The organism is Ferroacidibacillus organovorans, assembly GCF_001516615.1.
Lineage (GTDB): Bacteria > Bacillota > Bacilli > Alicyclobacillales > SLC66 > Ferroacidibacillus > Ferroacidibacillus ferrooxidans_B.
Genome location: NZ_LPVJ01000029.1, coordinates 64,649 through 85,619 on the forward strand (window position 1 = coordinate 64,649; position 20,971 = coordinate 85,619).

General features: G+C 53.0%; 17 protein-coding genes. 6 read left to right on the forward strand and 11 right to left on the reverse strand.

The genetic code is table 11. The features are described from left to right. The first annotated feature begins 9 nt into the window (after positions 1–9). The gene (kynB, locus tag ATW55_RS07725; RefSeq protein WP_067715124.1) at positions 10–669 is read left to right on the forward strand and encodes an arylformamidase; all 660 of its coding nucleotides are present in this window, start codon (positions 10–12) and stop codon (positions 667–669) included. Positions 670–679: 10 nt separating this feature from the next. Here the strand turns inward: kynB and ATW55_RS07730 are convergent, their stop codons facing one another. After that, positions 680–1,165 (reverse strand): DUF2231 domain-containing protein, encoded by a 486-nt coding sequence (locus tag ATW55_RS07730; RefSeq protein WP_067715127.1) that lies wholly within the window; start codon positions 1,163–1,165, stop codon positions 680–682. A 190-nt stretch (positions 1,166–1,355) separates the two neighbouring features. Between ATW55_RS07730 and ATW55_RS07735 the strand changes: the two genes are divergently transcribed. Continuing rightward, positions 1,356–3,533, forward strand: a complete 2,178-nt coding sequence (locus tag ATW55_RS07735) for an anthranilate synthase component I (protein WP_067715130.1) — start codon at positions 1,356–1,358, stop codon at positions 3,531–3,533. Positions 3,534–3,628: 95 nt separating this feature from the next. On the opposite strand, the gene ATW55_RS07740 is transcribed toward ATW55_RS07735, so the two are convergent. Beyond that, a complete protein-coding gene (locus ATW55_RS07740) occupies positions 3,629–4,819 on the reverse strand; it encodes an MFS transporter (protein ID WP_067715133.1) in 1,191 nt (396 codons plus the stop codon). A 200-nt stretch (positions 4,820–5,019) separates the two neighbouring features. Between ATW55_RS07740 and ATW55_RS07745 the strand changes: the two genes are divergently transcribed. Beyond that, positions 5,020–5,697 carry a hypothetical protein gene (locus tag ATW55_RS07745; RefSeq protein ID WP_067715136.1) on the forward strand — a complete coding sequence of 226 codons (678 nt, stop codon included), beginning with the start codon at positions 5,020–5,022 and terminating at the stop codon, positions 5,695–5,697. 54 nt (positions 5,698–5,751) lie between these two features. Beyond that, a complete protein-coding gene (locus tag ATW55_RS07750) occupies positions 5,752–6,963 on the forward strand; it encodes a DUF2515 family protein (protein ID WP_067715139.1) in 1,212 nt (403 codons plus the stop codon). A gap of 15 nt (positions 6,964–6,978) precedes the next feature. On the opposite strand, the gene leuD is transcribed toward ATW55_RS07750, so the two are convergent. Continuing rightward, positions 6,979–7,584, reverse strand: a complete 606-nt coding sequence (leuD, locus tag ATW55_RS07755) for a 3-isopropylmalate dehydratase small subunit (RefSeq protein ID WP_067715142.1) — start codon at positions 7,582–7,584, stop codon at positions 6,979–6,981. Positions 7,585–7,613: 29 nt separating this feature from the next. Beyond that, positions 7,614–9,014: a 3-isopropylmalate dehydratase large subunit gene (leuC, locus tag ATW55_RS07760; protein ID WP_067715145.1), complete on the reverse strand. Its 1,401-nt coding sequence runs from the start codon at positions 9,012–9,014 to the stop codon at positions 7,614–7,616. 142 nt (positions 9,015–9,156) lie between these two features. Between leuC and ATW55_RS07765 the strand changes: the two genes are divergently transcribed. After that, entirely contained in the window at positions 9,157–10,074 is a 918-nt protein-coding gene (locus ATW55_RS07765; RefSeq protein ID WP_067715148.1) for a LysR family transcriptional regulator, read from the forward strand. Here ATW55_RS07765 and ATW55_RS16085 read toward each other — a convergent pair. Beyond that, the gene (locus ATW55_RS16085; RefSeq protein ID WP_153005062.1) at positions 10,022–10,549 is read right to left on the reverse strand and encodes a hypothetical protein; all 528 of its coding nucleotides are present in this window, start codon (positions 10,547–10,549) and stop codon (positions 10,022–10,024) included. The two genes, ATW55_RS07765 and ATW55_RS16085, sit on opposite strands and share 53 nt — an antisense overlap. A gap of 274 nt (positions 10,550–10,823) precedes the next feature. Between ATW55_RS16085 and ATW55_RS07775 the strand changes: the two genes are divergently transcribed. Continuing rightward, positions 10,824–12,791 (forward strand): glycoside hydrolase family 15 protein, encoded by a 1,968-nt coding sequence (locus ATW55_RS07775; RefSeq protein WP_067715154.1) that lies wholly within the window; start codon positions 10,824–10,826, stop codon positions 12,789–12,791. 101 nt (positions 12,792–12,892) lie between these two features. On the opposite strand, the gene ATW55_RS07780 is transcribed toward ATW55_RS07775, so the two are convergent. The 6 genes from ATW55_RS07780 to ATW55_RS07810 all read right to left on the reverse strand — a co-directional run bounded on the left by ATW55_RS07780 (position 12,893) and on the right by ATW55_RS07810 (position 20,955). Next, positions 12,893–13,939, reverse strand: coding sequence for a LacI family DNA-binding transcriptional regulator (locus ATW55_RS07780; RefSeq protein WP_067715157.1), 1,047 nt, complete (start codon positions 13,937–13,939; stop codon positions 12,893–12,895). Next, entirely contained in the window at positions 13,929–15,707 is a 1,779-nt protein-coding gene (locus ATW55_RS07785; RefSeq protein WP_067715160.1) for a glycoside hydrolase family 13 protein, read from the reverse strand. Before ATW55_RS07785 ends, ATW55_RS07780 begins: the two co-directional genes overlap by 11 nt. Before the next feature lie 30 nt (positions 15,708–15,737). Then, a complete protein-coding gene (locus tag ATW55_RS07790) occupies positions 15,738–16,616 on the reverse strand; it encodes a sugar ABC transporter permease (protein ID WP_067715163.1) in 879 nt (292 codons plus the stop codon). 2 nt (positions 16,617–16,618) lie between these two features. Then, positions 16,619–17,572, reverse strand: coding sequence for a carbohydrate ABC transporter permease (locus ATW55_RS07795; RefSeq protein ID WP_235587054.1), 954 nt, complete (start codon positions 17,570–17,572; stop codon positions 16,619–16,621). Between the two features lie 172 nt (positions 17,573–17,744). Next, complete coding sequence (locus ATW55_RS07800; protein WP_067715166.1) at positions 17,745–18,977, reverse strand: maltose ABC transporter substrate-binding protein; 1,233 nt, start codon at positions 18,975–18,977, stop codon at positions 17,745–17,747. Positions 18,978–19,446: 469 nt separating this feature from the next. Next, the gene (locus ATW55_RS07810; RefSeq protein ID WP_067715172.1) at positions 19,447–20,955 is read right to left on the reverse strand and encodes an NOL1/NOP2/sun family putative RNA methylase; all 1,509 of its coding nucleotides are present in this window, start codon (positions 20,953–20,955) and stop codon (positions 19,447–19,449) included. Positions 20,956–20,971 lie beyond the last annotated feature (16 nt).

Sequence of the window (20,971 nt, forward strand, 5' to 3'; positions counted from 1 at the left end):
CGATGCGCAATGAAACCACGCTTCTACGATCTCTCGATGCCGCTTTCCGAGAAAACGGCGCCTTTTCCTTTGGATACGCCGTTTTCTCGCGTGGAGACGATGCGCATGGAGGATGGTGACGCCTGCAATGTGACGGTGATCACGATGAGCGTTCACGTAGGCACACATGTGGATGCACCTTACCACTATGATGAGCAGGGGCTGCGCATCGATGAGGTGGCGCTTGAGCGCTATATAGGAAAAGCAAACGTGTTTACCGTATATCCGCGCGAGGTCGATGGCATTCCGATCATTACTGCAGATGATGTGCGTGAACTTTCCATCAGTGCGGAGCGCGTGCTCCTGCACACAGAAACATACCCTGAATACGCCGCGTTTCACGCAAACTTTGCGAGCATTGAGCCTGACGCGATCGATGTTTTGGCGGAGCGCGGCGTGCGGCTGATCGGTGTGGATGTACCCTCCGTTGACAAGGCGACAAGCAAAACGCTCCCCGCGCATAAGCGCTGTCGGGAGCGTGAAATTCTTATTCTTGAGAATCTGCGCCTAGAGCATGTTCCGGACGGCGACTATGAGTTGATCGCACTGCCGCTTCGCATCGCAGGCGGCGACGCTTCACCGGTGCGCGCTGTGTTGCGCATGTATGCCGAGACGAAAGACATGACGTGATATGCGCAGATTAGGGGTGTATGCGACCGAGACCGACGGCGTTGACGCCGACGCCGTGATTGTATACGAGATCGCCGCCCAAGTGACCGACATAGGTCAACAGCGCGAGTCCGATCAGAGACAGGATCAGCGACGGTCCAAAGACGCGCCCGCTTCTTTTGTAGCGTGTCATCAAGCGCACAACCCACGCGGCGAGAAAGACAATGCCGGTCAGTTCTCCGAAGGAAGCGTGTGTGTGGATCAGCGCGGCAGTTTGCGGAGTCAACTTGTCAGCGTTCTCGCTGAGCGAACCGGCGACACCTGCGGCGATCGTTGCAAGCACCCCGAGCCCGAGCATGATAAACCCTGCGCGCTCATAGAATTCGCTTTTTGAAAAGAATGCAATCAAGTCCGCGAGTACGGCGAGGTACAGAATGGCGATCGTAAAGTGTACGACCATCGGGTGAATGGTTGTCGGGATAAACATGTAAAGAATGTGGTACACAGACGCGAGCATGGTAAACCCCCAGAATGGTTTTGGTCATACTTCTCTCTGCGAGATTGCAAGAACCGAAATCTATCCTATCACGAAATCCTGACAGATGACTGGACATGTTACAATTTTTTTTCTTGCGGGCAACTCGCTGGCGTGGGATAATACGGCGTAGACAGGGGAGCCCTGTCAGATGTAGAGGAGATGAGTTGAGATGAGCAGAGCGCAGCCTGCAGTTTTTTCCTATGCCACAAAAGGTGGCGCCACCGTTTTGCGAAGCGTTCGCGAAATCCCGGTTGAGGGAGCGCTCGATCGCATTCTTGCTGCGCTTGACACGCGGCGAGGCGCGCTTTTTTCGAGCAGTTACGAATACCCTGGCCGCTATACGCGGTGGGAATTCGGTTTTGTCGATCCGCCCCTTCTTGTCGAAGCCAAAGAGCGAACATGCACACTTCGCGCCCTCAATGCGCGCGGTGCGTGTATGCTTCCCATTCTCTCAGACGTTCTAAAAACGCTTGACGCCGTCTTAGAACTTACGGTTCACGAGACGGAATTGATCGCGACGATTGCGCGTCCTGCGCAGTTTTTCCCAGAAGAAATGCGCAGCCAACAGCCTTCGGTGTTTTCTGTGGTTCGCGCGATTCAAGATGCATTTTATTCTTCCGAAGATGAACACCTCGGGCTCTATGGCGCATTTGGCTATGACCTGGTTTTTCAATTTGAAGAGATCGCAAAGCGGCAAACGCGCGATGATTCGCAATCTGACATGATTCTCTATTTGCCAGACCATCTTGTGGTGGTGGATCATCGTCTCGATCACGCCATGGAGATTCAGTACGATTTTTTGTTCGGTACAGTCGATACGCGAGGAATCGCTGGTGGAGGAGCGTCCTACACGCTTGAACGCACGCGGGACGTCCGTCGGGGCAGTGACCATGCCGATGGGCAATACGCGGCGCAAGTGAGACGGGCTGCGGAGTATTTTCGGCGCGGTGACCTGTTTGAAGTTGTGCCCGGACAAACCCTGTCTGAGCCGTGCGATGTTTTGCCTTCTGAACTTTTTACGCGCCTCAAACAAAAGAATCCGAGTCCATACGGCTTTCTTCTTCATCTGGGACGGGAGCATTTGATCGGTGCGTCACCAGAGATGTATGTGCGGGTGGAGGGTCGGCGCGTGGAAACGTGCCCGATCTCTGGGACGATCAAACGGGGGCGCAACCCGCTTGAAGACGCGGACAATATTCGCGAATTGCTTAACTCGCGCAAGGATGAGTCAGAACTCACGATGTGCACCGATGTGGATCGCAATGACAAGTCGCGCATCTGTGAGCCGGGCAGTGTGCGCGTGATTGGTCGTCGTCAGATCGAGATGTACTCGCGCGTGATCCATACGGTTGACCATGTCGAAGGGATTTTGCGCGACGGGTATGATGCGCTCGACGCGTTTCTTACACACATGTGGGCAGTGACAGTCACAGGTGCGCCAAAACGCGCGGCGATTCAGTTTCTAGAAGAGCACGAGTTGTCACCGCGGCGCTGGTATGGAGGCGCCGTCGGAAAGCTCGGATTTAACGGTGACATGAACACGGGACTCACGCTGCGCACGATTCGGCTTGAAAACGGAGTCGCCGAGGTGCGCGTTGGCGCGACACTGCTCGCAGACTCTGACCCGGAGGAAGAAGAGCGTGAGACACGAACAAAGGCATCCGCGTTGCTTGATGCGATCCGCGATGAAAAAGGTGCGCTACAAAATGTGAAGAGACATTCGCAAGTAGGCGCTGGTCTTACTGTACTCTTGGTGGATCATCAGGATTCGTTTGTACACACGCTCGCTAATTACATTCGTCAGACGGGTGCAAAGGTGGTGACGCTTCGGTCTGGTTTTGCCGAAACGCTGCTTGATGAGATTGCGCCGGATCTCGTCGTGCTCTCACCCGGCCCCGGAACGCCCTCGGATTTTCGGTTGAACGATACGCTGACTGTCGTCTGTTCGCGCCAGTTGCCTGTGTTTGGCGTGTGCCTTGGCCTTCAGGGAATTGTTGAATACGTTGGCGGGACACTTGATGTTTTGAAGGAGCCGATGCATGGGAAACCGTCACAGATCCAGGTGGTGGCGCCCGATGCGCTTTATGACGGTCTTCCTGACACGTTTCAGGTCGGGCGCTATCACTCGCTCTATGCGCGCGAAGATTCTCTGCCAAGCAGTCTTGTCGTCACGGCGCGCTCGGATGATGGTGTGATCATGAGCGTGCGCCATCGCGATTTACCGATTCTCGCGGTGCAATACCACCCGGAGTCGATTTTGACGATGGCCGAGGATCACGGGATGCGCTTGATTGAGAATGCGATTTATGCGCTCAAGCGAACGAGTGAGCTTGCTTTGAAATTGTAGCAGGAGCGCCAGTTGTACAGGTATAAAGTATGGTGAGTGATCAAAATGGCCCGAAGTGCTCGTTTGAGCGCTTCGGGCCAACACATGGTTGCCGATCAGGTGCGCGCAGGGCGCACGTCGCGTCCGAGTGTGAGCACGATGAGGAGCCCGATGAACGTGATCACAAAGAAGATGGAGAAGATGACGCTAAAACTGGTGTGGCTTGCGATAAGCGTTCCAACGAGAAAGGGTGCGAGAAAGCCGCCAATTTTGCCGACACCCATTGCAAAGCCAAGACCTGTGCCGCGAACTTCGATGTCATACTGTTCTGCGGAAAAGATGTAGGTTGCGCCCCACGCACCGAGGTTGCTGAAATTGAGGAGAAGGCCAAAGATCAGGAGTTGCGAGATGCCAGTCGCCAAACCGAACAGGAGTGCGGAGACTGCGCTTACGAGTGAAAAGAGAATCAGCGTCCATTTGCGACCGATCCGTTCAACAAGCCAGGCAGCGCTCAGATAGCCGGGGAGTTGCGCCAGGGCCATGATGAGCACGTAGCCAAAACTGTGAATCAGGGAGAATCCTTTTAGTGTAAGAACGCTTGGCAGCCAGATGAACATGCCATAATACGCGAAATTTGCAGTAAACCAGATCACCCACAGCACGATCGTGCGTGCGCGCAGCGGACGGGAATAGAGACGGCCAAGGTTTGTCGCCAGGGTTACGGAAGGTTTGCGCGACAGGAAGTGAGGCGTCTCGGGAAGTGCCCGGCGCAAGTAGAGTGTGTAGAGCGCGGGCAAGACGGTGATTGCGAATGCGGCGCGAAAGCCAAAGGTTGGGATGATCAAAAAACCGATCAATGCGGCAACGACTGCGCCGACGGCCCAAAAGGATTCGAGATAGACGGTGCGTTTTCCGCGCACTTCTGGTGGCGATGATTCTAAAACGTACGCAGTTGCGACAGGCAGCTCTCCACCCAGGCCAAGACCTGTAAAAAACCGCAGGATGAGCAACACGCCGATGCCGCCTGCCAGTGCGCTGAGCCCACTTGCGATCGAGTACAGCAAGATGGTGATGAGAAACGCGCGTTTTCGTCCAATGCGATCGGAGAGAAAGCCCACGGTGGCTGAGCCGATGGCCATGCCGATCAGGGTAATGCTGCTGAGCCAACCTGCCTCGATTGGCTGAATGTGCCATGCGACAAAGAGTGCGGCGATGATAAAGCCTAAAAGTCCAACGTCCATGGAGTCAAACAGCATTCCGATGCCGCTGGCAAATAACAGACGTCGCGCTGACGGTGCCGCATTCATGCAGGTTCCTCCTTGTCATTCATTCGCCTAGGTTCGCGGCTTCTATCCCATATGCGAAAAAGCGGCAGATGGTTACGCCAAACTCGGCGTTTGCGCAAGTTTTGAACCGCCGCTTTGTGACACGCATACGTTGAGTGTAACCGTGCCAGGATGCGCCTGGCACTGAACATAGGGTAAGAGGGCTTAAGGGAGGGATCGTTATGCAATTGGATGCGGAAGGAGTGCGCGGGCAGATTGATGATCTGGCGAGCCAAATTCAACGGGCATTTGCATCAGAGCAAACCGTTTCTGGCGCCTCTCTCATCAAGGACCTCGAGGGATTGCGCAAGGCCATGGAGACTGCGACGCCTGACGTGATTGGAGCGTACTATGGGTATTTGCGCGTGAAAGAATCGTTTGAACAAATGACTGCGCGAAACGCGTGGGCGCACAAGCGTTTCTGGCCTCTTTATTTGATTGAAATGACACTTTTGATCATCTTGCTTTGCGGTGGCGCGGCAGTCGATGTCTGGTCGACGCATAGCGCTTGGCTGGCATCGCTGATTGCGCGACCTGCCATCTCGTGCGCATGGTGGGGGGCGGTTGGCGCGACGATTGCGGCGCTGCATTTGCTCTATTATAACCGTATGCACGGTACGCTTTCCCAGACGATGGATGCGTGGATTGCGACAAAGCAAATCGCAGGCGGGGTGCTTGGTGTCGTTGCGGCGATGCTTTTGCAGGTCACGGCACTTACCACGACGGGGAGTCATGCGGTTTCTTCCGGTATGCTCCCTGCAATCACTGCGTTTCTTGCCGGCTTTAGCGAAAGGAAATTTCTCACATATCTTCAAACGAAATTGGGGAATCTGTTGCCTGTGGCAAAAGGTTCATTGTGAGGTGGAGCGCGTGGAAAATCAAGAAGCGCGCCGTACGTGCGGCGAGGGGACTGAGTGAAGGAGGAGAATGACAGGCGGTTTAAGGGTGCGGCACTGCTTCGTTTGCTGCGCATGGCCGCATCCAAGCCATCGACATTGTGGATTGATCTGCGGCGGCGCTATCGTTTGATCCATTCGCAGATTCCGGGACAAAAGTCGCTACTGAAAGAAATGGACGTTTTTCGTAAAGCCCTTGAGATGCGCCTTGTGAGCGATGGAGATCCATTCGTTGATCCTCCGAATGGATCGATGGAAGACAAGGATCTTCTCCGCCAGATTCGCGAAGAGACGCGTCAATCCACAAGAAACAATCTGACGCGCACAGAGGCATACTTTGTGATCTATAAATCATGTCAAGAGCTTCACTGGGCACTTCTTGCACACCTGGTATCACGCAATGGCGGATATAATATGACGGATCTTCATCGCCGCGCAGTGAAGGCTGTCACATCTGAGGCAGACCGCTTGGCGTTTTTTTCCTTCCTTGAGCGTTGCAATGATGTCATCTTTCGCGACGCCTATCCGCAGTTGCGTCTCTATCAGTTGGGGTTGCAGCGAAAACGATCTTATCTGCATCTATTGCCGCATTTTCAAGTCTCCAGATTTATGCAAGTGGCTTGGCAACTCTTTCAAAATGGTATGGACAATCGACTGCTTACAGTAGCGCTGATCATCAATGAACAGATGCGGATCGAAGCGGCAATGGTCGATCACGAATCAGTGATTCGCAGGGTTTTTGCTACCCCTGCATTTAGTGCCCAGTCGCTCATGCACGTCTCTGCGGTCCTTTTTGCCGCCCGCGACCTTCGCGGACGACAGCATGGCCTTTATGGCAATTTTGTGCGGGATTTTACTTCGGTCACGGAGCGCATCGAAGCGGGGAAAAGCTTATACGCACTACTTTTTGCCAATCAGGATCAACCGCGCACCGCGTTTTTGCGCGCTGCAGAGTCGGTTCCGCATACAGCGTCGCGAGAAGACATCCTGCCGCAGGTCTTTACGCATGAAGCGACGAGCCGCGGACTAGTTTACAGCCCCCGCCTCGTCGATGTCTGGCCAGATGTTTTAACCTGGCCGATTGCAGTGAAAGAATGGTGTGAGGATCTTAGCGCGCTTGATTATCTGTTCCCAGCTCCGACCGTGCGAATGCGGGATTTCTCGAAAAGGTATATCCGTCAACTGCGCCGATTAGAGCACTTCGCGTCTGTGATCCAGTCGAAACCTTGAGCAATCTTCAGCGAGTTACAACGTGATTGAGACGGCAAACGGCGCGGATTTCTCATAGTTTGCGATGGCCGTTTCATGCTTTAAGGAAAGTCCGATATCATCGAGTCCTTCCATCATCAGATGCTTTCGATAAGGATCAATCGCAAAGGTGTACGTTTCGCCACTTGGGAGCGATACCTGCTGCTCTGAAAGATCGATGTTCAGCTCAAGCGGAGTTTTACTTGCCTGCGTGAGAATATGGGCTACAGCATCCTCTGGCAAAACGATTGGGAGCACGCCGTTTTTGAAACAGTTGTTATAAAAAATGTCCGCAAACGACGGAGCAATCACCACGCGGAAGCCAAAATCGAGAAGCGCCCAGGGCGCGTGTTCACGCGATGAGCCACACCCGAAATTGGGACCGGCCACGAGGACCGTGGCGTAGCAGTGTGGCTCTTGATTCAGGATAAAATCCGGGTTGGGATTCCCGTTTTCATCAAAACGCCAATCATAAAAGAGGTATTGGCCAAATCCTGTGCGCTCAATGCGTTTTAAAAACTGCTTTGGGATGATCGCATCTGTGTCAATGTTTGCGCGCGCCATGGGCGCGACGAGTCCGTGGTGTTTTAAAAAGGCATCCACGCAGCTACACCTTCTCTCACAAGAATGGGTCAAGCAAACGTCCGTACATCGACAAAGTGACCGGCAATTGCTGCGGCTGCTGCCATCGCCGGACTGACGAGGTGGGTGCGCCCTCCGCGACCCTGACGCCCTTCAAAATTGCGGTTTGATGTCGACGCGCATCGCTCGCCTGGCGCGAGGATGTCCGGATTCATCGCGAGACACATGCTGCAGCCCGGCTCACGCCACTCAAAACCGGCTTCGATAAAGATGCGATCAAGCCCCTCCGCCTCTGCCTGTTCCTTGACGAGGTGCGATCCAGGCACGACCATGGCGGAGACGCGCGGAGAGACTTTTTTTCCTTTTGCAATCCGGGCTGCCGCGCGCAGATCTTCGATGCGACCGTTTGTGCAGGAGCCGATAAAGACGCGATCGATCGCGATTTCTTCCATCGGCGTTCCTGGTTTAAGATCCATATATTCGAGCGCGAGTTCCATGGAGCGGCGCACGACCGGGTCAGACACGTCTTCCGGATTCGGCACGCGATCTGTGACATTCGCGCCCATCCCCGGACTCGTTCCCCACGTGACTTGAGGCACAATGTCTTCGGCGTTCAATTCGACGCGCGCGTCATATACCGCGCCTTCTTCTGTGCGCAAGGCCAGCCACGCTTTTGCTGCTTCGTCAAACGCGGCACCGGTCGGCGCAAAACGGCGCCCTTTCACATAAGCGATCGTCTTTTCATCTGGCGCAATAAGGCCCGCGCGCGCACCTGCTTCAATTGACATGTTGCAAACGGTCATGCGCTCTTCCATGGAGAGCGCCTCGATCGCTTCGCCCCGATATTCAAACACATACCCCGTGCCAAAGTCTGTGCCATAGCGAGCAATCAAGGCAAGAATCAGATCTTTGGCGGTTACCCCGCGTGGTAGAGCGCCGCGGATGACGACTTCCATCGTCTTTGGGCGCTGTTGCATCAGGCACTGAGTGGCGAGTACATGCTCGACCTCACTTGTGCCTATGCCAAATGCGAGCGAGCCAAACGCCCCGTGTGTCGACGTGTGACTGTCGCCGCAAACGATGGTTTTGCCTGGGAGTGTAAGGCCGAGTTCCGGTCCGATGACGTGGACAATGCCTTGCTCTCTGCTGTGCATGTCCGCAAAAGGAATGCCGAAATATTCGCAGTTCGCGCGCAGTGTATCGATTTGTTGTTTCGCAATCGGATCGGCAATCGGAAGGCTTCGATCTGTTGTCGGAACGTTGTGATCCGGTGTGGCAAACGTCAGGTCAGGACGGCGAACTGTGCGATTTGAGAGACGCAATCCTTCAAACGCTTGTGGGGAAGTCACCTCGTGAACCAGGTGAAGGTCAATATAAAGCAAGGTGGGCTCCCCGGAGGCTTCTCGCACGATATGGGCGTCCCAAATCTTGTCAAACATGGTTTTTGCCATGAACATCCTCCTTCAACCTTATCCAATTTCACATAGAGACGTCTGGAATTCATCCTGTGATAGGTAGCGTAGCGCAATCTTGCTATTACGTCCAATGGATGTTTACTATGAAAGTCATAGGTTATATCAATGAGGTGACACGATGGATTTCCGCACACTCGAGTATATCTTGGCAGTTTCCAAGGCGCGCAGTTTTACAAAAGCGGCGCTTGCGATGAATGTCGCGCAACCTAGTTTGAGTCAACAAATTGGAAAGTTGGAGCGGGAACTTGGCGTGACCATTTTTGTGCGAAGACAAAGTGGCGTACTCCTGACGCCTGAAGGGGAACGTTTTGTCACACAGGCGGACTCGCTGTTGCGCCAGCGGGATGATCTGCTGCGGGAAATGGCTGAACGAAGCGGCGGCATGGGGAGTGAACTGATCTTAGGCGCGCCCGCCATTACAGGCGGGCATGTGCTTCCGCCTTTATTGCGGAGATTCACAGATCTTTATCCGCAAGTGCGAATCCATTTGCTTGAGGAGACGACAGAGCGCCTGGAAGAGTTGACGGTGAATGGCGCCACGGATTTGACGATTTTGGCACTACCGCTTCACGATTCGCGGCTTTCTACAAAACCTTTGCTCACAGAGCGCATTGTGATCGCGCTTCCCACGACGATGCCCGCGTGGGGAAGGTCATACCTGCCTGATGCTCCGCCAGAGATCGATTTGAAAGAAGTTGCCGATGCGCCGTTTATTTTACTTAAGCGCGGGTATGGATTTCGCGAGACTTGTCTCACACTGTGCGCAGAGCGCGGATTTACGCCAAAAATTGCATTTGAGACAAGCAGTGTGGAAACGGCGCAAGCGCTCGTGGCGGCAGGACTTGGCGTTACACTGATTCCTGAGATGGTCATGCGAACGGATGATCAAGCTCTTCATTTTGCACAACTCTCGACAAAACCGACGCGGACACTTGTTTTTGCGTATGTCAAAGACCGCTTTTTGAGTATGGCGGCCCGACTTTTTATGGCGCTTTATGAAGAGATTCAGGAGGCGTCGCGTGTGCGACACTCATGACACTGCTAAGCGGGAGGGACATTTCCTGCATGCCAAGCAGCTTGATTTGGGTTCCTTCAAACCCTGAGAAGACACCTTGAAAGCGACCGCCTTGTGTCAGAATGGAGACGGGTTTTTGATGAAACTGGTCGTGCAGATAGCGCGCAATGGTGCGCATGTGTGGGGGGAGTGTTTTCCATGATCCCTCTGTCAGGTTCTGTAAGGAACTGACCGTGCGGGAGGAACTTGTGGCACGCGTTTTTCCGGCGCTGTCGCGCGGACGCGTGGAGAGCATAGCGCCAGTGGTTTGCCCCTTTTTTTTTAGAAACGACCGCAGGGGTTCTGGCGGGGAGGCGTCGCGCTTTGCTGCTGAATCTTCGGCGTGGCGCATAAAGGTCTGCGTGCTTCCTTCTGGCGTGTGAGCTGTTTCTTTGGCGGCGGTTGTTTTGGTTACAGCGAGAAAGACGGTAGGCAGCGATTGGCTTGATCGTTTCACTCGTCTCATGCTCCCAGAATACACCACGCACGTAGCGCAGTGATCGTTTTTGCAAATCTTATGCCACAGTATCTCTCGTTGTGAATCCGTTAAATTGTTTTTTAGTCATGTTCGCCCAGGGGCAGGATTTCGGGAGAATTGTGACGAATTTCTTACGTGAGTGCAATCGATTGCACGACGGAACAATGAGCGTGTACACGAGCCCGCGCGACGTAGATCACGAGGATTGGGCGCAGTGTTCGACGCTGTTTGGCAGTGAGAAGGGATGAGTGTCTTGCAAAAGCCGCACCTCTACAGCGGAATTATCGGTGACGGACAAATGCTGGCTGCGCTTTCTGCGCGTGGCGAACTTTTACGGATTTTTTGGCCACACATGGACTACGCGCAACAGCTTGAGAGGTTTCATGTTGGCGTACATGAACCTTCACAGCCGCCGGAGTGGTTTCATCACACTGTGCCGGCGACCCAGACGTATCTTGGCGAGAGCAATGTTCTCGTGACAGAGTACGAGATTGCCAAGCTTTCACTTTCCGTGACACAACGGGATGTCATTGCGCATCGCGCAGACGGTGTGGTGCGCCAGATGACGATAAGAAATACTGGAAAAGCTGCGCGTGAACTGATTGGAAAGGCGCATCTGGTCACACGTTTGGAAGAGCACGAATTCAGCCAAGCTGTGCGGTACATCCCAACAGACCAGATGACCCTTCACTACCGTCGCGACACGCACTGCGGTTTTTCAATGCGCGAGGCGGTGTCTGGATTTTCTTGTGGTGACACGGCAGAAGCACTCCCCTACGACGCGCTGCTTGGCACGTTTGAAAACTTGGGGTCAGACAGCGCGCTTGCGACTTCATTTGGTGTGATTGAACCGGGTGAGACGCGCACGTGGACGTTGTATCTGGCGTTTGGCCGCAATCAAAAAGAGGTCATGGCGCGGATGAACCGTCTGAAGGCTGTGCCTGTACAGGCGTGGATTGAAAAAAGTATACAGGAGAGCGCGTGGTTTCTCGCTCAGGCAAAACCTTTGCGCAGTGGGAATGAACGGCTTGATCGGCTCTATCGGAGATCTCTTCTCGCGTTTTCGTTGCTCATTGATCGTGAGCGCGGTGGAATGATCGCCGCGCCAGAGTTTGATCCGGCTTGGCAGTCGTGCGGTGGGTATGGTTATTGTTGGGGACGCGACGCGGCGTACATAGCGACGGCGCTGTTGAAGGCTGGATATATCGCACAAAGCGAATCCTTTTACGCATGGATGCTGACTGCACAAGATGAAGACGGCAAGTGGGATCACCGCCATTGGCTCGACGGTTCGCTGGCACCTTCATGGGGTTATCAGGCTGATGAGACAGCAAGTGTCGTGTGGGGGATGTGGCAGCATTTTCGGGTAACGCGGGATCAGGCATTTTTGCGACGTGTGTACCCTGCAATAAAGCGCGCGATGAACCATGTGATGGAGAATTTAGATGAGGAAAGTGGCCTGCCGCGCGAATCAGTTGACTTGTGGGAGGAACGCTTTGCACAGCATACGTATTCATCGGCAGCTGTGTACGCCGCGCTTTTATGCGCGATTGAAGCATCCTGCGAATTGGCATGTGATGAGATAGAGCGCGGTGTGTGGCGCGCTGCGGCAGAGCGCATCAGCAGAGCCATTGAGCACACCTTGTGGAATGAAGCGCGCGACTGTTTTTATCGGAGTCGACGTCTTCACCTTCGCGATGCGCATAAACGTTTGCCCGCAGTGGATGGGAAGGCGATTTTTAGAGAGATGGACATGTATGGATACTCGCGCGTGATTCAATCATTTGATGCGGTCATTGACGTCAGTTTGCTCGGTCTCTCCTATCCATTTGAGTACCTTGAGCCTTTTGACAAACGGGCTGCGCAGGTTGCGCACGCTGTGCGAGAAGCGCTTTGGACACCGGGGGTTGGAGGGATCCTGCGCTATGAGAACGACATGTATGTCGGCGGGAATCCGTGGATTTTGACTACACTGTGGGTGGGGCTTGACGCGCTTCGCCGCGCGGATGAGAAAACGGCAGACGAGATGTTGGCGTGGGCGGCAGAGCATGCGACTGAGCTTGATCTTTTCCCAGAACAGGTGGACCGGGAGACGGGGGAGACGCGCTGGGTCGTACCGCTCACATGGTCGCATGCGATGTTTGTCCTGCTCATGCTTGAACGCTATGGGGAAAATGAGGCGGTGACCGCACAGCCGTCTGTACTTCTCCGCCAATTTTGATTTGAATATAAAATCCCCTCACGGTGCGTTGCATGAACGCGTGGGGGGATTTTCTTAGACAGAGGTATGAGTTTTGATGCGTGACATGCCCAGCACACCTTTTATTTGTCACCCTGCAACTGGGTGAGTGGATTCCAGGCACCGCACGAACGCCGGATCACAAGTTGGTGTTCAATGATTTGATGCTGTGGACCCCGCACGCTTCCCTGAATTTCATCAAGCAACATGTTGGTTGCCTGCACGCCCAACTCGTAGATGTTGACATTGACGGTGGTCATCGGCGGATTGGACAATTTCGCGAGAGGAATGTCGTTAAATCCAACGATTGCCAAGTCATCCGGAATGGTATAGCCGAGCTCTCCTGCCGCACGCATCGCGCCAAACGCCAGCACGTCGTCTGACGCGACGACAGCCGTTGGTCGCTCAGCGAGAGCAAGCAGACGCATCATGCCAGAGTAGCCGACATCTTCGAGAAATTCGCCAGCGACGATACACTGCGGATCCAGCTTCAAATCAGCTTCTGATAGCGCATCGCTATAGCCGCGCAAGCGGTCAAGACTGACGACGAGTTCCTGAGAGCCGCCGATGTAGCCAATCCGTCGATGCCCCATGCGTATGAGGTGCTGGGTCATGTCGTGCGCGGCCAGCCTGTTGTCATTGTTAATCCAGGAAATCGGCAGCGGATTGAAAGGCCGTCCGATCAACACGGAGGGAATGCGCAATTCGGTGACCAGTTCAAGCAGCGGATCGGTCGTTCTTGAAGTCAGAAGGATCATGCCGTCGACGCGTTTGCTGCGAATCAGTTTTTCCAGGCGCTCGACATCGTTCAATCCGTGCAGAGCGGTCGACAAAAAAATATCGTATCCGGCGTGTTGGGCGACTTGCGTAATTCCGCGCAGCACCTCAGGGAAAAAAGGGTTCAGATAGAACTGTTCGATGGTGCTCGGGATCAGGAGTCCAATCACTTCAGAACTTCGCTTGACGAGACTGCGCGCAATGGCGTTTGGATGATAATCCATCTCTTTCATGATCATGCGAACACGTTCACGCGTCTCTTGGCTGATGCGTGGGTGGTTTGCGATGACGCGAGAAACAGTGGATGGACTGACCCCGGCCTGCATTGCGACGTCTTTGATATTAACGCCCATAGGAATCACGGCCTGTCTTTACGTAAAGTAGCGCGGTGTAAGGCGCGATGGTGAGTGGCTTGTTTTTTGTGAAGGTCTCCGGGCCATCGCCCGTGACAAGAGTGTACACTACATCATCAATCAACGCATCTGTCACGGTGACAAATTGTTCCTCGGCTGTGCCATTGACAAGCGCGATGAGCGTATCACCTGTTTTTTCACAGCGGCGCAGATAGGCGCAAATGTCGAGGTTGTCGCGGGCAAATAGCGGACGGTACACGCCGTCTTTAAGTGCGGCATACTGCTTTCGCAGCGCGATCAATTCTTGGTAGTGCAAAAAAAGCGAGTGATTTTGCTGCACGTGATCCCATATCATCCCGCCGCGACACAGCGGGTCGTTTCCTCCAGTCATCCCGACCTCATCGCCGTAGTAAAGAAGGGGCGCTCCGATCATGGTGAATTGAATGAAACTCGCGAGTTTTGCGCGCGCTGTGTTTTCGTCACAGAGTGTAAGCAGTCGCGCCGTATCGTGCGAATCAAGCAGGCACCAGAGCGACGCGAGGACATGTTCAGGATAGAGTGAGCGAATCTTTTCGACGCGGTACAAAAATTCTTCGGCGCAAAGGGTCGCGGCTGCCGCATAGTCTAAGATGGCGCGGCCGAGAGGATAGTTCATCACAGCGTCAAACTCGTCGCCGCGAAGCCACGGTGTGGCGACCTGCCAGATCTCGCCGCAAATCAACGCGTCAGAATTCTCCGCTTTGATCGCCTTGCGAAAGGTTTTCCAAAAAGCATGCTCCACTTCATCGGAAACATCAAGGCGAAAGCCGTCGACTCCGGTCTCCTTCATCCAGTGTGTGCCGACATTACAAAGCATCTGTTCCACAGCAGGATGCGCCGTCCGCCACTTTGGCATGTTTGCCACGTAGCCGAACGTTTCGTAATTTAGCGTTTCGGGAGAAAGCGGCCAATCGCGAGCGATGATCTGTGAAGCGTATAAAGAGTCGGCGCCTTTTTCAAGAAGATCCTTAAAAACGGGATGGTTGGCGCCCATGTGATTGAATACTGCGTCGAGCACGACGCGAATGCCGCGCTTGTGGCACGCGTCAACGAGGCGCTTCAGATCCTGATTGCTTCCGAAATTTGGGTCGACCTGAAAATAGTCGACGGTATCGTATTTGTGATTTGACGGTGCTTGAAACACGGGCGTCATGTAGAGGACATCGACGCCAAGCGTGGTGAGATGATCCAGTTTTGCGAGAATGCCTGGTAGATCCCCGCCAAAAAAGGAGTCGGCCGTCGGTGTCTCGTCCCAGGCAGACAAAGTGTGGTCATTCGCGATCGTTCCGCTGCGATAGAAGCGTTCCGGAAAGATTTGATAGTACACCGCGCCTTTTGTCCACTCGGGCGGTGAATAGCGGTCTCTCTCTCCGAGGTACGGAACCTCAAATGTGTCTGCATCGTTTGGCTCATCGAAGGTGATACCGCTTCGCGAATAGCAATACGTCTCTCCCAATGCCTGTATACTAAAAAAGTAGCGAAATCGTTTGCTTGTTCGCGTGAGCCTTGCCTGAAATAAAACGAACTCCCGGTCTTCACGGGCATACCACTGCGCTTTTACGTTCTGAAGGGTCTCGTCTCGTTTGAACTTGTCGTAATGGATCACGGACACAGACTCGACAATTGCGGGCACCCGAAGGCGGACGACAAGCGCATCGCCGTCCGCATAGGCGTAGGGCTCGACAGACTCGTGATAGGTTGCGAGATGCAGATCACGTAAGACAGACACGCCGGCAATCTCCTTTCTTGCTGCACTCCATCAGCCTTTGACAGATCCGGCGACAAGACCGGAGACAATCCATTTTTGGAACACGGCGTAGAGAACCGTGAGCGGAACGGCGGCGAGCAGCGCTGCGGCAGAGAACTCTGTCCAGTTTTTCGCGAATTGACCTTGAATGAACTGAAAGAGTCCGATCGGAAGCGTATAGTTTGATGGTGACTGAAGGATCGTCGAACCGAGCAAAAACTCGTTGAACGATCCGATGAATGTAAACAAGAAGATGACGACAAGCATTGGAACTGAGAGGGGGAGGATGATCCGCAGATAAATCTGCATGGAGTTTGCCCCATCCATTACGGCGGCCTCGTCCAATTCGCGCGGAATCGTGTCGAGATACCCTTTGAGCAGCCAAATGTTAAACGCGCTTCCACCTGCCTGCACGAGTACATAAATGTACAGGTTGTCCAGCAAATTGAGCTGGGTCAAGACCGCGAGAATCGCTGAAACGGCAAGTGCATTTGGAAACATTTGCAAAAGCAAGAGGGTCATCAGTCCGTATTTTCGGCCGAAAAATTTCATGCGGCTAAAGGCGTACGCGGAGGTTGCGGTGAAGATGATCTGTACAGTACCTAAGAGCAGGCCAACGATTAAACTGTTTCTCATCCACGTAAGAAAACTGGTCTGTGTGAGCAACGTCCAATAGTTTTGCAGTGTGATCGAGCGGGGAAAGAGATTCCCGGAAAAAAAGGACTGCCCTCCTTTGAGTGACGCGAGCAGGACGAAGTAGATGGGAAACATCGCAAGAAGAATGAAAAACCAGATGATAATGCGCGAGACCCATAAAACCAGCCGCTGACCGGGGGCGAGTGTTTTTTTCTTTGGTATAAAAGCGTGTGTGCCGGTTGCGAGGGATGCCATGTTCAATCCGCCTCCTGAAATGCGCCAGATGCCTTCATCTGAATCAGGCTGATGGCTCCAACGAGTATGAACACCAAAACGGATAGCGCTGCCGCGATTTCAAATTTGTTGAAGGTGAGCGACATTTTGTATGCGGCGCTGATCAAAATATCCGTATACCCGGCAAACTGCGTGTCTGGCCGCGCCGGACCACCTTGTGTCAACGCGTAAATCGCATTGAAATTATTGAAATTAAACGCGAAACTTGGAATGATCAGCGGAATGGTGATCTTCCAGATGGCTGGGATGGTGACGTAAAAAAACTGCTGCCACCAGTTTGCGCCGTCAATCTGCGCCGCCTCGTACAGATCTTTTGGAACAGCCTGCAGGGCTCCAAGGCACACACTCATCATGTAGGGGTAGCCGAGCCATAAATTCACGAGCAAGACAGAGACTTTCGCCCAAAATGGATCGGTGAGCCAAGGAATCGAGTGAATGCCAAAAATGTGCAGGAACTGGTTGATTGGACCATAGTCTTTATTGAGAAGGTTTGACCAGCTCAATTGGGTGATCAGAGCAGGGACGGCCCAAGGCACGATAAGGATCGCGCGGTAGATGTTAGACTCTTTCATGTGCTCATTGTTTAAAAGCACAGCCACGAACAATCCTACGAGGTAGTTTGCGAGCGTCGTTGTCACGGCAAAGACAATCGTCCAGACAAAGACTGGCTCAAACACGCTTAAATACGGTCCGTTAATGATGTCGATAAAATTTTGCAACCCGACGAATTGATAGGAAGTAAAATGATACATGTCAAAGTTTGTAAATGCGATATACACGGTGTAGAGAAGGGGGGCGATTCCGAGTATCGCAATCGAGATCAGCGCAGGGCCAAGGTATAGATAAGCGACAGGCTGATTTTTTCGACGCACCTTTTTTTTGCGCGCGGGTGAAATTTCATTGGGTGTGGTCATCATCGCCACGGCAGTACCTCCTTTATCTCCGCGGTGAATCCACGGCCATTCGCAGATTCAAATTTTGGTTTCGAGATGATTCTAAAAGAGAGCAGAGACACCTCGTGCGATGTCTCTGCACCTCGTTTAGCGTGTCAGCAAAGGTACACGATGGTCCCTTCTTTGAGCATCTTTCTTAGTTGCCCATGATGCTCTCGCCTTGAAGAATTTGCTTCACCATGTTGTGTGCGGCGACAGCAGGACTCTCCTGTCCTTTTGTCACGAAGCTAAGCGCATTTCCGGCAGGCGTCCATACCGCTTGCATCTGGGGAACGTTTGGCATGGGAACTCCGTATTGTGCGGCAATGGCGAATGGATAAGCGTAAGGGTTCGATGAAACCATTTTACTGTGCACATCCTTGACAAGAACCGGGATGCGATCGCCGACTGCGAGTTCTTGCGCCGCCGCATGTTGCGAGATGTATTTAACCAAGTTCCAGTCGAGCGCTTGATTGTGGCTGCGGGCGTTGACGATCATCTCTTGGAAACCTTCAAAGGTGACAGGGTGTCTGCCGTTTGGCAAAAGCGGAAGTGGCGCGATGCCAAATTTCACGTGCGCTTGAAGCAAAGAGGATACGTCCCAAGGGCCGGAAATGTAGAAGGCGGATTTGCCGTTTTGAAAGAGTGATTTTGCAATGTCGCCCGTGATTGATGCAGGCATGAAATGGTATTGCGAGACGAAACTCTTGATGATGCTGAGGCCTTTGATTGCGCCGGCGTTGTCAAGGCCAATTTGACCGACATTTGCGACGCCGTGATTGTTGCCAAAGACATAGCCGCCCATGCCGCCAATGAACGCATAGCTGTAATAGAAGTTATTGATGTCATACGCAAATCCGTGTGCTTTTGCCTCTGAGATGAATTGTGCCCACGTCTTTGGCGGTGTTTTAATTATCTTTTTGTTGTAGAAAAGCCCATACGTTTCAGAGGAAAGCGGTATGCCATAAAGCTTGCCGCCGATTGTGCCTGCTTGAATGGATGGCTTAATATAATCCTTCGTGTTAATCAGGCCGGCAGGCACAGGGGCCATGACGCCTTCAATCGCAAAAGTGCCGAGATTGTCGTGAGGAATTCCAAGCTCAATATCAGGTCCTTTGCCACTGCGTGACGCCGTTGCAAAGTTTTGAAACGAGCTGTTGTCCTGAACGACGGTGACTGTGTTGCCTGTTTGTTTGCCCCACGCGTTTGCAAGTTTTTGCATGACGCTAAGCTCTTGAGGTGTCAAGTGTGAGAAGACGGTGATGTGCTGACCGGTGGGCAGGCTATCGTGCCGTGTTGCTGCAAAAGCGCCACTGCTTACGCTTGCAAGAAGTGTCCCTGCCGTTCCGAGTGCCAGTGCGATTGATGTTGCTTTGGTAAGGCGTTTCATGTAAACATACCCCTCTCTATGATTGGGCGGCAGGTCTCCGTCGCAACGCTGCCATTTGACCCCTGGTGGTTTGTTAGACGCTTACATGGCGAGAATGAGCGGCGAACGTTTGAACACTCCGGGCTCATCGCGTCTCGTTGTGCGCACAATCGTTTGCACGAACGTCTGCTTGATAAATTCTATGTGACGGATTCTTTTTCCTGCTATGATCTTACGATTTATTTGTAGAATTTATATGGAATGCTCAAATAAAAGTCTGATAACAGGAAAGAAACCCCTTACATCAGTAAAAATAAAAATGTGTGATGAAATTTTAGAACGAATGAACGCCGAAGGACGGAAAATCCGATCCGAGTTCCAACCGATCCGAATGTGCATACGTTTGCATTGTAGGGATATGATTTTTATCAAACGTGCACGAGTATGGCGCGTTTTGTGCCATGTTTGAGTGAGTGTTTGCTTTGTTCTTTTAGATCTCAAAGGAATAGGATCTGCGCAGACCTTTTGGATAATGGTTTTTTAATTGATTTTGGACGCGTTTTGCCCAACCAAGCGGCAGATTGTCAAGAAAGACAACGGTCCAACCATCTGGCCCCGCATGTGAAATCATTTCTCCGCGCAGATAGGCGATGATGCGCGCATCTCCGTAGGAAAGACACACTGGGGCGCGCAGATTCTCAGGTTTTGTTGCGAGGGCAAGTGCGTGGTGTGGTGTCGCGTGATGGTGTTTGGTTTCCAGGAGCGGAAAACCAGGGCGGAGGACGTTTCGTGTGGGAATTGGACGAAGCGTTGTCACAAAAAGCACATTTGATGTCGAGATAAAGTCTCGCATCAAAAGGTCGTCGAGCCACGCAGAGGGATCCGTGAATGTCTCTTTGGCAAATTTCTCGAATTGGCATTTTTGATCGGTTGTGAGCGTTTTTTCGTGTTTTTTCGCAAAAGACCGCTGCTTCTTCTCGAAAGAAGGAAAACTGTTTCTGGTGTGAACGGCGTCACTTTTAATAGAGGTGTTTCCGTCATAGTTGAATTTGGCGACAAAATGTCCCTCTGCGCGACCGGCGTTTGGCATGATGCGCATTGTGTGCTCGAGCTTTGGGAGCGGTTCGATGAAAGTGGATGCGATCTCCTGAAGTTCTGGGATGTGCTTGCCTAGTTTTATAAAATCTTTGGTCGTGAGCCCAGCGCGTCCCTCGGGTAAAAAAACAGGAGCGAGTGAGAGGGTGGAATGATCGCGCAGCATTGTAGCACACACAGCTTCGTTTTCAATTGGGTTGAGCGTGCAAGTTGAGTAGACGAGCCGGCCGCCAGGGCGAAGCATGGCGAGTGCGGCGCGCAGAATGGATATTTGGCGTGTCGCGTAGGTTGCAAGAAGTTCGCGCTGCCACATGCGGCGGGCGTCTTCGTCCTTTCGAAACATCCCCTCACCGCTGCACGGCGCATCTACGAGAATCGCGTCAAAATAGGCTGGGTACGTTTCACACAGCTCATCTGGATCAAGCTGTGTGATCGTGGCGTTTGTAACGCCCAGGCGCTCTAAGTTCTCAGCGAGGATTGTGCAGCGTTCGCGGTTTGGTTCATTCGCGACGAGCACCCCTTTGTTGTTCATGCGTTGGGCGATCTGTGTCGTTTTCCCGCCAGGCGCAGCACAAAGATCAAGCACGCGTTCGCCTGGTTTTGGATCAAGGACAGGAACAGGCGCCATCGCACTCGGTTCTTGCAGGTAGTAGCATCCTGTCGCGTGTAGTGGGTCGCGTCCGAGATGGAGATTGTGATGGATATAAAATCCTTCCCTATCTTTTGTCCAAGGAACCGGATCGGTCAAGAACGGATTTATAAGGGGAGGAGTCGCTCCTTTTAATGGAGAGATGCGCATTCCTTTTGCAGGTGGCTCACTGAACTGTTCAAGATAGTTTGTCCAAGCGTCCTGACCGAAACAGTGAATAAAAAGGGATGCAAACTCTGTAGGCAGTATGGACACTCGATTGTTCCTCCAG